The organism is Nitrobacter vulgaris (assembly GCF_002028545.1).
GTDB lineage: Bacteria > Pseudomonadota > Alphaproteobacteria > Rhizobiales > Xanthobacteraceae > Nitrobacter > Nitrobacter vulgaris.
On the sequence record NZ_MWPQ01000045.1, the window covers coordinates 1 to 14,040 of the forward strand.

Below are 14,040 nucleotides of genomic sequence, written 5' to 3' on the forward strand. Positions count from 1 at the left end.
TCCACGATCAGCATCCCCGACCACCTGCTTCATGACAAAGCAGGCAGCGCAACAGCCAACCTGTAGGGGGTCAATTTTGGACGCCGATCCCCCGGCTTACGGGGTCAATTTTGCATGCCGAATGACATGCTACGGCGGCATCCTAAGCGTTACATGACCCACGAAGGGCGCGCGCTTAAGGAGAAGTACCATTGGGAAGCGCGGGCGCAGTGGAAGGGGAAGCCGCTCAAGGGCGAGGTGCGCATGCACGTTACGCTGTACTTCGGCACCAAGCGCCGCGCGGACTGGGACAATTTCCACAAGCACGCGCTCAACGGCATCGCCTACGAGGACGACAGCCAGATACGGCAGGTTACCGGCATGCTCGCGTACGACAAGCAAAACCCCTGGATAGAACTTGCGGTTGAGCCGTATTGAGGCCTTCCGGGGAAATTTCGCGCCTGTAGGAACGTTTGCCGTGGGCTCTTGTTGTTTCGCCTTCAAAGCGGAGGAGAAGCTGTGCAGAATCTAGGCCGGAGCACCAATGATCGGAACGAAGGCTCCGAACTGCTGGACGAGGAACGGCTCGTGCGGGGATCGAAGACTAGGGAGGGACGAGGAGCGATCCGGGACCGCGGACAGACCCCTGTGCAGGGCTGCGCGCACCCTGTCCCCGAGTTACGCAACACTCAGGTGAATTGTTCCCTGAACACGCATTGGGTTTCTTAATGTCGAAAGGCTCGATGTTCGCTGCTGCCGCGGTTGCCGCGTTAGTCCTTGCTGCAATAGCGGCGTTTGTGACCGCCCTGGTACCTTCGAGGGGCGGGCTAGAACGTCGCGCAGCCACGAGCCCCGACCGTAACCGCCAATGGGATACCTATTCAGTTTCCGATTACTACCGAGGCGAATACGACTGGCCGGGGCTGAAGCTTGGGGACCCGGCGACAAGGCAGAGCATCATTCATGACATCGTCCCGCAGATCGAGCGCCTCACTCCTGACCAGTTGGCGCGGCTCGCGAAGCAGCAGGATTTCTGCTCGGGTCCTCTTGCAATCAAATGCTTCGGGATTCCTGCCAGCAAGCTGAGGGGGTATGTCGAATGGACCCTGGGCAGGCATGTCCATGACATGGCAGTCCAATCCTCGAAGACAGTAGAGCGCTGAGCCGCCGCTTAGTTGGCGCCAGGAAGCCCCACCGGCGCCCGTCGCGGAAACGACCCAGCCTTACTCGGCTTGCGTAGACACTGCCGTTGAGCCTTCGGGCCGGTAATGCGTGCCCTTGCCGTTGTAAAACGACGAAAAGAGGAACAGCGCTATGACGACCGCGCCCCCGATAACCCAGCCTTGTCTGACGCTACTCATGTTTTCGAACTCCCATGGAATGCTGCCCAATACCATGCTGCGCTTTGAAGAAACAGCAGCCTGACAACGCGTCCATTCACGCGCGCGTGATACCATGAGGAAGAGCCGTAGGGTTCGCCGCTCGTCCGTTTGATGCGGGCAACAAATAACGCGAGTTCGATTCCGCGCGCCGTGAAACTCGGTATGACTTCATAGCCTGGTCGGCTTATCCGGGGCGGCTGCGGTTCGACTCCTCACGGCTCAAAAGCGCGTGGTACGATTGGCGTACGCCGCCGCGCCATGAAACCTACCTCAGGCACATCCTCGAAGGCATCGTGCTCCAGCCCGAGCATATGCGCCTCGAGCGCACGGAGGACCCGCGCGGCATCCTCTCCGCATCCGAAAGCACGTTTCAAGCCGACGAGAGACCATCGCCGTCCCGAACTATCTTCGTTAGTACGACGCCGGCTATGTCCCTATGAAACGATTGGCAGCGGCTGAATTGGCTGCCCTACCCAGTCAGCGAACCGGTCTCTGCCGCTCCGCCAGGAACGGGAATTTTCGATGCAGAGACGGAGCGCCCTCTTGCGATATTTCTGGGGCCAGAGACGCACGCAGAGACCAGACGGATCGAGGAAACCCGCAATTTACGGGACAAATTGACGGATGTGTCACCGAGCTCGTTCCCTGCGAACTGGGTGGTGGGCGATGTAGGGCTCGAACCTACGACCCGCTGATTAAGAGTCGAAAGTCGTATCAGCGATTAGCGGCGATTATCGATGATCACCGGAACCAAAACCTTTATCCTTTCAAATAGATAGTTTAATTTTCGGTGATCGCTGGGGGTCGCCAATGACGTTCAGGGAGCCATTGATCCCGCGCTTTTTTGCGCACCTTTTTTGGAGGCTCGCGTGTCATGCCCACGCGTCTATTTAAAGAATTGAGCGTTATGAAGCTGCGCCATAAGGCCGGCGAAGCCGATACTCAGGTTACATACTACGACGCGAAGCAGAAGGGTCTGATCCTTCGCCTCAATCAGAAGGGCACAAAAAGCTGGCGCGTGCTTTACTGGCATGACGGGCGGACTCGATCTGAGGCTCTTGGCCACTTCAAGCCCGGCCTGCCCGACCACATGAGCGTCAAGCAGGCTCGCGATGCGGCAGCGAACTTCAGGGCGAACAAATCATCCATTTTGAGCGATCGCGCGAAGCAGGCTCTTGCCAACCGCGACAGCTTCGAAATCGTAGCCGAGCGATATTTGAAACGCTTCGTCGATGGCAAGCGGCGATCGGCTGGGCAAATTCGCAAGCTGATCGAAAAGCTCTATCCAGCTTGGGGCAAAAAACCATTCGAAACCATCAAACGCTCTGACATCTCAGACCTGCTCGACGATATCGAGGAGAACCGCGGGGCAAGAACCGCGGATGTCACGCTTGCAGTCCTGCGGCGCATGATGGCGAAGCACGCCATCGCTCACGACGACTACGCCAGTCCAATCTGCGAGGGCATGAGCCGCATCGAAAACCCGTCGGAGCGTGCTCGAGACCGCATCCTGAATGACGATGAAATTCGTGCCGTGTTCAAAGCGTGTAATGAACTGGGGGTGTTTGGCAGCCTCACAAAGATGCTGTTACTCACAGCCCAGCGGCGCGCCAAGGTCGCCACCATGAAATGGTCCGACGTTAGCGACGATGGCATTTGGACGATCGCGACCGAAGATCGGGAGAAAGGCAATGCCGAACGACTGAAGCTCCCAAAGCGCGCTCTTGCGATCCTCGACGCCCAGAAGAAGCTTCGGCTGAACGAGTACGTATTTCCAGCAGGCCGTATCGGCAGGCGCAACGGTCCCGGAAAACACTTCGGCTCGTTTTCAGCTTTCGGTCAGGGCAAGCGCGAACTCGATAAGGCCATGGCCGCGATTCTCCCTGGCGTTCCGACGTGGGTGCTGCATGACCTTTTCGCCGCACAGCCCGGTCCCTGATGTCGCGTGCCGATGTGCGGCCTGACATCGCGGAGCGCGTGCTCGGCCATGCGATCAGCGGCGTTCAGGGCGTATATGATCGGCACCATTATGATCGCCAGCGCGCTGCGGCTCTCGTTTCGCTATCATCGCTAATCGGCGACATTTTGGAGCCTAAGCGGGCGGGTAAGGTCGTGGCGTTTCGGCGCTAGGCCTTCTTCTTTGCGACCGCCTTCCGCTTAGTCCTCGCTGCCCTTTGGCCACCAGTGCCTTGATTCAAATGCTTCGCGAGAGCCTTGATAATCTTTTCGTCTCGCCTCTTGGCGATAAATACCAGAACTTCGCGGCCCTTAGGCATTTCTACTCCTAATCGTTGAATCGGCATTTGTTCGAATATGCGCTTCGAAGCGCTAATTTTCTATGTCCCGCTGCATAAGAGCCCTTGAAGGGTTAGAGGTGTTTTGGCAATATTGATTCGGGCCACACAACAGCGCCCAAGGGCGTCGCTGTTGGGAACCTCCTGCTGAAACAGGGTGCGGACTCGAAATACTCTCGCGAATGAGAGCTTTGAGTCGCCCTTTGTATATTAGTACGGAGGATATTATGCCTGTACAACGTGAACGATTGAATCCGATCAAGCGAGAACGGCTCCATGACAATAAGGAGCCGATCAAGCGAGAGCGGCTCCATGCCGAACCGGAAAACATTTCGGACTTCGCGCCAACACGCCGGAAACTGCGTCCGACTCGAAAATCACGCGGCCCTAACAAGGAGCGGTTGATCACCGATAATCGGCGACTCCTTTTGAGGCGTGAGCTAGCCGATGTTTGCGCCGTCAGTGTCGATACGGTCAAAAAATGGGAAGCGAAGAACCCGGGCGACACCGGTATTAAACCCGTGCGCCTCACACCGAATGGCCGTTCGGTCTTCTATGACATTGAAGATGCCGAGCGCTACCTCGGGATCGCCTTGCGCCCTAAACAGGCGGTGATCGCCTCGACGGACGCGCCTGACGAGACGCCGCCACCCTCGGAGCAACCGCCGAATAAATCGTCATAGCGGGGCCGTGACTGCGTTTTCGGGCGTTCGCCGGGCGATACAGCGGCGAACGCGGGCAACGTCCCTACGCCTCCCGTAGCGCGCTATAGAGGGCGTCGATTCTATATCATTGAAATGATGGAAGAACTTCGACGTTGCATCGACGAAGCGGGGTCCGTCATATCGAGGGCAATGACGAAACACGTTCATATCGCCTGCAATAAAGAACCCGACGCTGTTTGCGCAGCGCCGGGCCTTATCTCTTCGCCAACACCGACAACCAACCGCCAAGTCAATTCCCGATGCGTGAACGACACTGACAGGGAGGCCAGATCGTTATGTTCGGAATCATAGGAGGCCCCGAGGGGCAGAACAAGCCCGCTCCTCTCCTCACATTCACGTCTTACATCGACACGTTGGCGGTTGTCGTCACCGGCACTGATCGATTACCGAGATCGATATTTCGCCAGATCATTCAGATCTACGGCGACAGACCCCACGGGCGCGGGCATCGTTTCGAAATCAACGACCGAACGATCGCCTACCTAGTGCTGACCTTTCAGTGCCCTCAACCCGATTTGATCGAGGCACTTGTCGATATGGCCCAGCAACTAGTCGAGACCGACTCAAATATTCGCGTTCGCATATCGCGCCTCGATATCGGCTACGACGTGATGCCCGATCCGCTGCAACCGGCATCAGAGCAATTCAGGTTCATCAAAGAGCATGTCCTGATGCGTTATCGCAGGCGCCAGCCGATCAAGGTGATCGATAACGACGACGGCACCCAAGGCTATTACTTTTCGCATTATCACGGTCAGCGCGACCTAGTGCTCTACTTGCGGCGATCGAAATTACCCGAATATCGAGACCAACCCGTCGCTCGCATGGAGCTCAGAGTGAAGGGATGTGCCGCGCGCAAGGTGCTGTTGAGCGATCTGTTCGAACTAGACCCGATGAAGCACCTATTCAGACACATTCGTTTCGTTTCAGATGATTTACAAAAACGACGATTACAGATGTTGAAGCGTGTCGTGCAAACGAATACGGGTGTCATGAGGGCAAAAGCACGTCTCAATCAGCTTGATGATGATGCACAGCTTGAATTCATGCAACGTGTTTACGATCAATCGAATCCATCGCTGTTTCATCCAAAAACCGATCTCGTATCAGTGCCAAATGCGTTGATGTGGGGAGCTGTTCGAAATCAAAATGCGCGTTGCAATGAAATCAATGACATAGGGGTGAAATGTATAAAGGGGAGGTACATTAATATGAGACCCCCTTCGAAATCAGACTATCACGCGCAACGATTAGAGCCGATTGCACGTGAAAGACTGATTAAGCGTGAAAGACTAGGTACTACGACGATTGTCCGTGAACGTCTGAGACCGAGCTAAGCCGGAACGTGGATGTTCGCGATCGCGTTCATCACAAAGTCCAAGTGAAGCAACTTGGCGGTAGACCGATACTGCGCAAGTTGAGGCTACCGCTGACGCAACGGCCTAGCGATGTTGGTCGAGGCGAGCGCGTGCGACATCAAAACAAAACTCAATAATGCTCTTGCTTAGCTCAACGGCCTCGTCATCGCTCATCTGGCGCAAAGTAGACGGGACTTTGCCTTCTCCAGCATGTCCTTCCGCTTTGGCGGTGAGACGGTTCATGATTTCGCGAAAATTGGACTGCATTTCGGGATCATTGTCGAAATCAGAAACCTGGATCGGATGAAAGCTTGAGTAGGCAGACCACAAGCGGTCTTGCATCCGCCCATTACCCGCGAGTGAATAGACAGCAGTCGAAAATTTTTCCCATACGTAACTAAGATCGGCCATTGTTCTTCTTTCCACAAAATAAAAAACCGCCCCAAGGGGGCGCGTCCCGAACCTAAACGATGTATTGAGTGATGAAAACCCCGCCGATCCCGAGTCGCTGAATCCGTCCCCATACTCGTTTTCTCGCTTTGACGTACCCACATAGCGCCCCGCCCTCGAAATCCTCCCCATCCGCGGATATGGGGGAAATACGCGCCTTCAAAATCGCCCCCGAGCAGGCGAACGCCTGCCCTCGACAAAAGCGACACCAGCGGGCTTGGCAAATCAAACAATCGCAGCGATGTTGCAGAGCCTCATGACAACGGAGGCGAACATGCCAATCCCCGACAACGAAATCGATTACAACATTTGCTTCGGCAAAGGAGCCGAGCGCCAAGAGCGTGAACACAACTCAGACGCCCGCCGTCATGCGAAACACAATCGATCAAAGCCGATCAGGCGCGAACGGTTAAAGACTGAGCGATCAAAGACCCGAGAGTTAAAGACTGACGACAGCCAAGACGCCCCCGAGCGAACAATCAGGGACACGAAGTCACTCGTGATGCTTCAAGCCCTGAAGTACCCGACATTCAAAGAGGCGTACGAAAATCACGAAGACGAAATCGGGACCCATTTGACGCCCGTCACGTTCGCAAACGTCATTCGCGATACGAAACACGCGTTGAAGCTTTTCACTCACATCGGCATCATCGATCAGGCAGCACTCAAGCGCTTTAAGAGGCGAAACAGAGTGTGACGATCGGTCCTTTAGCGCTGTCGAATACATGAGTTGAAACGTCGTATTCGTGTCCACACACAACTTCACTTCGATACAACGCCTTGGGACAACGCCATTCGCGTCGCGCAAATATTTCTAGTTATATGATCTAGGATCATGCGGTGACGCGCATTAAGCCCCTCTGATTGTTCAGTTCTCACCATGAGGCTAGTTCTAAGGTGCGGTAAGAGGATATGTTTCATACCGTAAATGGTGGCAAACAGATCGAGGGGAGATCGACGCTAAAATGCGCCCAATGAGGCCGAGGTCTGCAGTCTCAAACGGGTCGCGGCTATTTGCGTCACGCCTCGATATGCGTACGCCTCGCGGCAAGCGCTTTAAGGACCTGATCGATTCCTACTCCCGCGATGCGGGGTGCGGTAGCCTGACTGAAGCCCAGCGCGCGCTTGTTCGAGAGCTGGCGATGCTCCAATGCATAGCCGAAGACCTACAGCTTGAGTACATGCAGACCGGCGACATGTCTGACGAGACCCGGACTCAATACAATCGCGTATCGAATACAATCCGCCGCCACCTTGCGGCCCTCGGCTTGACGCCTAAGGCACCGGCTCGGTCTAGCGACGATAACAACGAAGGGCTTGATCCATTGTCATACGCCAAACGGGGCGGCACCCGCCACAAACGGTCGAAACGATCAGAGTGAGAGCATGGGGCTTAGGCGTGAAAGACTAGCCTCAAAGCCCCCCACCAAGACCACCACCACACCTCCAGCACCGATCGAGCGCGAACGGCTTGATAAGCACAAGCGCTCGGAGCCGTCACGCCTGACATTGCTCGATGCGATGGAAGACCCGAACCTGTTCGCCGGGCTCTTCCCCGACCTTGAGTCGTGGCTTGCATGGAGAGCCTTCATCGCTGCGGCGTTCGGCTTGCCCATGAGCGCCGAACAGCTTGCAATTTATCGGTCTTGCACAGGGCGCACGGAGCCGCCCTCACAACAAATGCGAACGATGGTGCTGGTCGTGGGTCGCCGTGGCGGTAAGTCGCGCATATTGGCACTGATCGCTGTGTGGCTGGCCTGTTTCGTTGATCATTCGAAATACCTCGATGCAGGCGAGCTTGGTGTTGTGCAAGTCCTCGCCGCCGATCGAGATCAGGCAAAGGTGCTGCTCCGATACGTGAAAGCGTTCCTGCATCGGGTGCCGATGTTGCACCGAATGATCAAACGCGCTTCGCAAGTCGGCATCGAACTCTCGAACTCGATAGCGATCGAAATCACCACCTCAAGCTATAGAGCCGTCCGAGGGAGGACAGTCGTCGCGGCGCTCTGCGACGAAATCGCGTTCTGGTCTAGTGAGAACTCAGTCAACCCCGATCAGGAGGTGATCAACGCGATCAAGCCTGCAATGGCGACGATACCCTCATCAATGTTGTTGATCGCATCCAGTCCCTATTCGAGGCGCGGTGTCCTCTATCGAATGCACAAGCAATATCATGGCGTCGATGATGCCCTGACCTTGTCATGGCAGGCACCTACGGACGTGATGAATCCGACGATCGATCGCGATTTCCTTGATCAACAGTATTCGGAGGACGCGGCGTCGGCATCAGCGGAGTACGGTGCTCAGTTCCGATCCGATATCGAAGCCTTTATCAATCGTGAGGCAATCGAGGCGGTCACGAGCGACGAGCACGAGCGCCCGTATCTCTCCGAATTTCAATATCACGCCTTCGTCGATCCAGCGGGCGGCTCGGGTCGCGACAGCTTTACATTGGCTTTGGCGCATGTGGAGGGCGGCTTCAGCGTTCTCGATGTGATCCGTGAGGTCCGGCCCCCGTTTTCGCCCGAGGCGACAGTTCAGATGATGGCTGAACTTCTCAAGGCATATTCCATTCGCAAGATCGTCGGTGACCGGTATGCGGGCGAATGGCCCCGCGAACAGTTTAGCAAACACGGCATCACCTACGAACCAAGCGCTCGACCTAAGTCGCAGATTTACTCCGAGTTCCTGCCTTTGTTGAACAGCAAACGCTGTCTGCTCCTTGATCACCAAAAGCTCTTCAGCCAACTCGTGGCCCTTGAGCGCCGCACGGCGCGCGGCGGCAAGGATTCAATTGATCACGCCCCCAATGGTCACGACGACGTTGCGAACGCCGCTGCGGGCGTGATCACGAGCATGGGCTCTCGCAAATATCGATACGACTGCACGATGGCATGGGCGCTGCCAAGCGAGCCGTCAAAGGACGACCGAAGTTCCGCTTCCGAATATGTCTCCCGCCTGCTCAGATCAAGAGGACTATGACATGACTACTGACAACGCTAAATCCAGCCGCAGCATGATCGACGACTATGATCTCGAAGACTCTAACCGTGAAGTTCTTCGCGACAAACGACGCCGAAGCTTTTCGCTGTTGGTGATGGACAACGACCCGACAGGGCTTACGCCTGTTCAAAAACAGGCTCTATGCAATGACATCAACAAGGGCGTGCCATTTGATCGCGCCCTTGATAACGCGCGCTCGGCGACCGGCGGCACAACGCAGCAGCCCGGGAGCACTCAGCCGTTTTTACAGGCCATAGCGGACTCGGATGATTGTCTCGCTTCGCGCAAGGAGCGCATCAGCAATAGGTGGCGCGACGCGGATGCTGAAGCTCCGCCGCCGACGCCGGTCAACACCATCACTCGCGAGGATGTCGATCGCGCCATGGACCGTCGAAACGAGCGGTTGACCAACGGATGGCGCGAGAGCGCTCCCGATGTCGTGAACAACGCGGCTCCTGTCGTTCACCAGACCATAGCGGACTCGGAGCTCGTCTCGCAAACGGAACGACACCGCAATAGGTGGAGTGACCCCGAGTCCAACTTCATGTTCAACGTCGTCAACGGTTGCTTCCTCACTCGTGAGGAAGTCAATAGCGCCATGGAGCGGCGACACGAGCGCCTCAGAAATGCGTGGAAGAGTTAGGCCCGTGCTGTTCGCACGATTGTTAACGCCGTGGAGGCGTTTGTTCACCCCCAAAAGCCGTCGAACCGATCCGGCATGGAGAAAACATAATGGCATCAAGTCCCCGACTACCTCCGAAAGCGAATGCGAAGGCACACGCGATCGACGAGGCGAAACTGGCAGCACAAGTGCTGGTCAATACGACGCTCAGCACGATACGGGAACTCAATCCCGAAGACGCCGAATGCCAGAGTGAAATCGATCGACTCTCCGAGCGGCTTGAGACGCTTCAGGCCCGGCACTGGGCGCTAACCGACCTGAGCGCCCGCGTTCAACGCTACCTTGAAAAGCTTCCTCCCGATGCGGTGATTGAAGCGGCCCCGCGCTTCAAGGTTCGCCTTAGAGACGGCGAAAGCCTAACACGTGCCGTTGACCGCATTCGGGGCGAGATCGCAAATCAACAACGCGAGCGTCAACGGGTCCTGCGCGCCGAACTGCCTATAGCTGATCGCAAACGGGCTGCGCGGGCCTACGTCAATGAATTGGCGGCAAAGGGCAGTCCGCGGATTGCGGCGGATCATGATCGGTTCGAGCTCAACTTCCCCTCAGGATTGTCGTTCGGATCGAAACCCGACGTGCAAGCGTTGCTGGCTTGGCTGAACCCGGAGCTATTTCGCGAACGACTCTGCGCCGAAATCGACGCAATGCCCAAGCCAAAGTTTGCGTTATCGACGGATGCGAAACGCGAGCGGCTACGGGAAATCAAGGCGGTCATCACTGAGCTTGAGCGCGAAGAAGAGGGCCTGATCGAAAAGGCGGCGGACGAGGGCTTCGATATCGCCCGCCGTCCCGATGCATCGCCAGCGGTCATCCTTGGGATCGTCGTCAATAAGAAGGCACGCGTCGCCGCCTAATTGTGTTCCTCGCAGGTCTTAGCTTCCCTAGCGAGGCGTGGACCAGTGGTCAGGTGTCCACGGCATATTAAAAAAACAGACCACAGCCATTGGTCAGTTTTATCCTTACTGAGGCGGTGGCAACCCTAGCTGGGGGTTTGAACCCAGAGCCCGCGGTCGTTAGCCAAAGCGGCGCGGCGGGCCCTCCCAAAATAGATTTGACCCGTATCGGTGATTAGCAATGATCGCCGGGAGCAGCCCGTATCACGGGCTCGTCGAAAACTTTAGCCTGGCTCGCATTGGACGATAGTCGTCCGACGGAGAACCACGCATGGCTAATAAGATCAATTACGACATGGGTAGAATTTCACCGATGGACTGGCGTGAAGCCTCCGTAGACGAGCACTTCGCGTTCGAATTGGCGCGCCTAATCAGAAAGGCTGTGGACCAAGTCTCGAAAGCTGCAATGGCTGAAGAGGTCAAGCGCGGTTATGAATGTGACTGCGGCGATCCCAACTGCCCGACGCTCAAATGCTCCCAACATGTGATCGATAAAGCGCTATTGATTTTACACTACAATCATCGAGAGATTTTCTTCGCATTGCGAAATTCCGAAATTGATGAGGCAATTAGGTGCGCCGACGAGTCTTTTGGCCAGTTAAGACAGGTATTTAATCTCGTCGGCGAGATTGAAATCTCGCATGGAGTGACGCTGCTGGCCAGATAGTTTGGCTTTGACCTCTCACCTGAACCCAGCGTCGGTCGGTCGCGCGACCTGTTGCTGGGTTCCGAGATCGCTTCAACGGCGTCGAAACGCCTGACACCGGGAAGCAGCTAGGTCGATGATGAGTGCCGAAACCGGTTTAGGCCGACATAGGGAATCCTTCGGCCGCAAGATTTAAAGTTTAGTCTTGCCAGTCGTTTGGAATCTCGCGCGCCCAAGCGTCATATATCGGGGCGAACATAAAGTGTTGCCCCCTTATTATTGTTTGAGTGGCTCCAAGCGTTACTTGATCGCCGTTGCGATGGAAGTCCGCAAAGAGCTCAACGGGATCACCCTCGCGCCGAACAAGAATGGCACGAAGCACCTCTTTCCGATCCGGCGCGTCGGCTGCACGCATGTACGGTTTGCTTGGGTCCGCAACAGCTCTCCAAGCCTCTCCTATCAGTATGACGCCATCTGCGGCCAACCGCGTTACTTCATGCGCGATGTCCCGCATTATGAGGTACTTGGCTCCGTGATCCGAAAACTCCGGATGAATAACCTGAACCATTTTGACGCCCCTCAGCAGAAACACGAGCGTGAGGTGATAGCCATCTTTTTCAACCATCTTCCTAGCGGTATCAAAGAGCGAATCTAGAAGGGTCTCTTGATCGCCGGAGGTGTCGAATACTGCCTCCGGCTGCAAGCCGTATCTTGCTACGCTCTCCTCGGCTTTTTGACGATCAAAATGGATTGCCTCTCGCGAGAGATCAAACTCCTTCCCATCAGAAAGAGAAATGTTGATGCTTCGCGCATCTCCGTGGCCTATCATGCACGGAAGCCTTCCAGCTCTTCCCGCTCCAAATTCTTCGCCAGTTTCAACGTCGATCGTTATGGGAGGATGTCGCCCTATGTTTCTATGCGCATCGTGAACGACCTCAGCAATTTTGCCATAGGCCATAGCGACTGCATCAAGCAGCTCGTAATCAGGCAACGAATTCTCTACCCAACGGCGTTGAATTTTAACCGTTCCGAATTCCTTAATATGCTGCCCCAAGGCTGACTCCGGTATGCTCTTTATGAGCACCTGCGGACCGTCAAAAAGCTTTGCTGGCACCTCGATGACAGGGCCATTGTTGAGGTAGGATGCAATAATTTCAGCACGAACGAAGCTGTTCGCTTCTAAGTCTCCCTGTTTTTCGATCTTGTTTCTTGCGTCGACCATCCAGCGCATTAGCCCATCGGACTTTAGCTTTTCTTGCCAGGGCGCATACCAACGATCGAATTCGGGGATGAGGTGCTTATTACTCTGCAATACAAAAGTGACGGTGCGCAGTGTTTGAATAGCGGTCTGGATCGCGATGCGAAATCCGTCCGGTTCGAAATAGGCTCGCTCCGCCGAATGCCAATGCCGATGAACATCCTCGAGGCGACGGTCAATTGCTGCTAAAGGGCAGGCTCGGTCATGCAATTCGGTTCGCTCGGTCTTTCTTGACATGCCACCATCTAACCTCGCGAACCCTGATACACGCTAACTACCCAAATTCGCTACCTCCCGCGGCCGCCGAGCGCGTGAGTTTATCGGGGACAAAAGGTGATTATCGGGGTTTTTGGACCGCGCCTTTACCGCACCTTTGGGTATCGGGCGTTTTGGCGAAAATCAACTAAACCATTGATTTTATTGGTGGGCGATGTAGGGCTCGAACCTACGACCCGCTGATTAAGAGTCAGCTGCTCTACCAACTGAGCTAATCGCCCGGAACTGTCCGAAATTCCCTTGCGGGAGGGGGTCGTTTAGCAAAGCGAACCCGCGATGTCCAGCAAAGCAGCCCTGCTTTCCCCTGCCGCCGCAACCTTCGGAGAGACGAAAAAGCCGCCGATTTCCGGCGGCTTCCTCTTGGCTATCTTATGTCGGCGGATCAGAGGCGTCCGGGCTTCTGCTGGTCATGGTGATCGGAGTCCCCGTCGCGGTCCTTGCTGTGATCGGACCAATCACCGCCTCGGTCAAAGTGATGATGGTGCCACCCGCTTCCCATTCCGAAGCCGTGATTCATACGGGTGAGAACCATCAGGCGCCGCTTTTGGCCATCGTCGAGGGTCTTGTAAAGCGGATCGGCAGCATCAGCGATCTTTTTCAAAGCCGCAGCTGTCTCGGCCATGCGATCGGCGTGCGCGCGAAGCCGCGCCACCTGATCGACAGGCGCCTGCTTTTCCGCGTCATCATTCTTGGCTTCGTTCTTGCTTTCCTTCTTGGCCTGCATCTTGGCGTCGGCACGATCGATCCGAAGCTTGGCAAAATCACGGATTGCCTTTTCCACCGGCGGCCACAGCTTTTCCTGATCCGGCGTCAGAGTAAGACCGGCGTGGACCGCCGCAATCCGCGCATCGGCGATAGCCGTTCGGTCCTGCTGACTGAGTTGTACGCGATCACGAGACCACAGGTGATGCGGGTGAGCGTACACCGCTGTCGAACCGGCGATGACGAGCGCTGCGACACCGGCGAGGATGGCCTTCTTCATTGGAACTCTCCTTTGCAAGGTCCAATCAAGATGGGGGCGCGCAGCACACCAAGCAAATTACATCTTCGAAAGGGAACCCTATCTTACGAAGATGTAATGTCGCCTCGCGATT

Annotated in this window: 15 protein-coding genes and 1 tRNA gene; 11 read left to right on the forward strand and 5 right to left on the reverse strand. The window is 55.9% G+C overall.

The window, feature by feature from the left end; genetic code table 11:
• Window positions 1-114 precede the first annotated feature (114 nt).
• Window positions 115-417: a RusA family crossover junction endodeoxyribonuclease gene (locus B2M20_RS12345; protein WP_079447353.1), complete on the forward strand. Its 303-nt coding sequence runs from the start codon at window positions 115-117 to the stop codon at window positions 415-417.
• Window positions 418-707: 290 nt separating this feature from the next.
• Window positions 708-1,142 (forward strand): hypothetical protein, encoded by a 435-nt coding sequence (locus B2M20_RS12350; RefSeq protein WP_079447354.1) that lies wholly within the window; start codon window positions 708-710, stop codon window positions 1,140-1,142.
• A 60-nt stretch (window positions 1,143-1,202) separates the two neighbouring features.
• Here B2M20_RS12350 and B2M20_RS19570 read toward each other — a convergent pair whose 3' ends face one another.
• The gene (locus B2M20_RS19570; protein WP_158081537.1) at window positions 1,203-1,340 is read right to left on the reverse strand and encodes a hypothetical protein; all 138 of its coding nucleotides are present in this window, start codon (window positions 1,338-1,340) and stop codon (window positions 1,203-1,205) included.
• A gap of 895 nt (window positions 1,341-2,235) precedes the next feature.
• On the opposite strand from B2M20_RS19570, the gene B2M20_RS12355 reads away from it, so the two are divergent.
• The 4 genes from B2M20_RS12355 to B2M20_RS12370 all read left to right on the forward strand — a co-directional run bounded on the left by B2M20_RS12355 (window position 2,236) and on the right by B2M20_RS12370 (window position 5,717).
• Window positions 2,236-3,300 carry a tyrosine-type recombinase/integrase gene (locus B2M20_RS12355; protein WP_139372902.1) on the forward strand — a complete coding sequence of 355 codons (1,065 nt, stop codon included), beginning with the start codon at window positions 2,236-2,238 and terminating at the stop codon, window positions 3,298-3,300.
• Complete coding sequence (locus B2M20_RS12360) at window positions 3,300-3,491, forward strand: site-specific integrase (RefSeq protein WP_079447356.1); 192 nt, start codon at window positions 3,300-3,302, stop codon at window positions 3,489-3,491. Before B2M20_RS12355 ends, B2M20_RS12360 begins: the two co-directional genes overlap by 1 nt.
• A 391-nt stretch (window positions 3,492-3,882) precedes the next feature.
• The gene (locus B2M20_RS12365; RefSeq protein WP_079447357.1) at window positions 3,883-4,338 is read left to right on the forward strand and encodes a hypothetical protein; all 456 of its coding nucleotides are present in this window, start codon (window positions 3,883-3,885) and stop codon (window positions 4,336-4,338) included.
• A 317-nt stretch (window positions 4,339-4,655) separates the two neighbouring features.
• Window positions 4,656-5,717 carry a hypothetical protein gene (locus B2M20_RS12370; protein ID WP_079447358.1) on the forward strand — a complete coding sequence of 354 codons (1,062 nt, stop codon included), beginning with the start codon at window positions 4,656-4,658 and terminating at the stop codon, window positions 5,715-5,717.
• Between the two features lie 105 nt (window positions 5,718-5,822).
• On the opposite strand, the gene B2M20_RS12375 is transcribed toward B2M20_RS12370, so the two are convergent.
• Complete coding sequence (locus B2M20_RS12375) at window positions 5,823-6,149, reverse strand: hypothetical protein (protein WP_079447359.1); 327 nt, start codon at window positions 6,147-6,149, stop codon at window positions 5,823-5,825.
• A gap of 541 nt (window positions 6,150-6,690) precedes the next feature.
• On the opposite strand from B2M20_RS12375, the gene B2M20_RS19125 reads away from it, so the two are divergent.
• From B2M20_RS19125 to B2M20_RS12405, 5 genes are all read left to right on the forward strand, one after another.
• Window positions 6,691-6,885, forward strand: coding sequence for a hypothetical protein (locus tag B2M20_RS19125; protein WP_139372903.1), 195 nt, complete (start codon window positions 6,691-6,693; stop codon window positions 6,883-6,885).
• Window positions 6,886-7,574: 689 nt separating this feature from the next.
• Complete coding sequence (locus tag B2M20_RS12390; RefSeq protein ID WP_201789024.1) at window positions 7,575-9,170, forward strand: terminase large subunit; 1,596 nt, start codon at window positions 7,575-7,577, stop codon at window positions 9,168-9,170.
• Between the two features lies 1 nt (window position 9,171).
• Window positions 9,172-9,834 carry a hypothetical protein gene (locus B2M20_RS12395; protein ID WP_139372904.1) on the forward strand — a complete coding sequence of 221 codons (663 nt, stop codon included), beginning with the start codon at window positions 9,172-9,174 and terminating at the stop codon, window positions 9,832-9,834.
• Window positions 9,835-9,923: 89 nt separating this feature from the next.
• A complete protein-coding gene (locus tag B2M20_RS12400) occupies window positions 9,924-10,727 on the forward strand; it encodes a hypothetical protein (RefSeq protein WP_079447363.1) in 804 nt (267 codons plus the stop codon).
• A 310-nt stretch (window positions 10,728-11,037) separates the two neighbouring features.
• Window positions 11,038-11,433: a hypothetical protein gene (locus B2M20_RS12405; protein WP_079447364.1), complete on the forward strand. Its 396-nt coding sequence runs from the start codon at window positions 11,038-11,040 to the stop codon at window positions 11,431-11,433.
• 178 nt (window positions 11,434-11,611) lie between these two features.
• On the opposite strand, the gene B2M20_RS12410 is transcribed toward B2M20_RS12405, so the two are convergent.
• The 3 genes from B2M20_RS12410 to B2M20_RS12420 all read right to left on the reverse strand — a co-directional run bounded on the left by B2M20_RS12410 (window position 11,612) and on the right by B2M20_RS12420 (window position 13,928).
• Window positions 11,612-12,907: a hypothetical protein gene (locus tag B2M20_RS12410; RefSeq protein WP_079447365.1), complete on the reverse strand. Its 1,296-nt coding sequence runs from the start codon at window positions 12,905-12,907 to the stop codon at window positions 11,612-11,614.
• A 184-nt stretch (window positions 12,908-13,091) separates the two neighbouring features.
• Window positions 13,092-13,167 (reverse strand) — tRNA-Lys (locus tag B2M20_RS12415).
• A 161-nt stretch (window positions 13,168-13,328) separates the two neighbouring features.
• Window positions 13,329-13,928: a Spy/CpxP family protein refolding chaperone gene (locus B2M20_RS12420; RefSeq protein WP_079447366.1), complete on the reverse strand. Its 600-nt coding sequence runs from the start codon at window positions 13,926-13,928 to the stop codon at window positions 13,329-13,331.
• Between the last annotated feature and the right edge of the window lie 112 nt (window positions 13,929-14,040).

Excerpts from the sequence above, each read along its gene's own strand:
- B2M20_RS12355 (WP_139372902.1), top strand. The coding sequence starts at position 2,236 with ATGCCCACGCGTCTATTTAAAGAATTGAGCGTTATGAAGCTGCGCCAT.
- B2M20_RS12370 (WP_079447358.1), top strand. The coding sequence starts at position 4,656 with ATGTTCGGAATCATAGGAGGCCCCGAGGGGCAGAACAAGCCCGCTCCT.
- B2M20_RS12405 (WP_079447364.1), top strand. The coding sequence starts at position 11,038 with ATGGCTAATAAGATCAATTACGACATGGGTAGAATTTCACCGATGGAC.
- B2M20_RS12345 (WP_079447353.1), top strand. The coding sequence starts at position 115 with ATGCCGAATGACATGCTACGGCGGCATCCTAAGCGTTACATGACCCAC.
- B2M20_RS12410 (WP_079447365.1), bottom strand. The coding sequence starts at position 12,907 with ATGTCAAGAAAGACCGAGCGAACCGAATTGCATGACCGAGCCTGCCCT.
- B2M20_RS12350 (WP_079447354.1), top strand. The coding sequence starts at position 708 with ATGTCGAAAGGCTCGATGTTCGCTGCTGCCGCGGTTGCCGCGTTAGTC.
- B2M20_RS12400 (WP_079447363.1), top strand. The coding sequence starts at position 9,924 with ATGGCATCAAGTCCCCGACTACCTCCGAAAGCGAATGCGAAGGCACAC.
- B2M20_RS12420 (WP_079447366.1), bottom strand. The coding sequence starts at position 13,928 with ATGAAGAAGGCCATCCTCGCCGGTGTCGCAGCGCTCGTCATCGCCGGT.
- B2M20_RS19125 (WP_139372903.1), top strand. The coding sequence starts at position 6,691 with ATGCTTCAAGCCCTGAAGTACCCGACATTCAAAGAGGCGTACGAAAAT.
- B2M20_RS12390 (WP_201789024.1), top strand. The coding sequence starts at position 7,575 with ATGGGGCTTAGGCGTGAAAGACTAGCCTCAAAGCCCCCCACCAAGACC.
- B2M20_RS12395 (WP_139372904.1), top strand. The coding sequence starts at position 9,172 with ATGACTACTGACAACGCTAAATCCAGCCGCAGCATGATCGACGACTAT.
- B2M20_RS19570 (WP_158081537.1), bottom strand. The coding sequence starts at position 1,340 with ATGAGTAGCGTCAGACAAGGCTGGGTTATCGGGGGCGCGGTCGTCATA.
- B2M20_RS12375 (WP_079447359.1), bottom strand. The coding sequence starts at position 6,149 with ATGGCCGATCTTAGTTACGTATGGGAAAAATTTTCGACTGCTGTCTAT.
- B2M20_RS12365 (WP_079447357.1), top strand. The coding sequence starts at position 3,883 with ATGCCTGTACAACGTGAACGATTGAATCCGATCAAGCGAGAACGGCTC.
- B2M20_RS12360 (WP_079447356.1), top strand. The coding sequence starts at position 3,300 with ATGTCGCGTGCCGATGTGCGGCCTGACATCGCGGAGCGCGTGCTCGGC.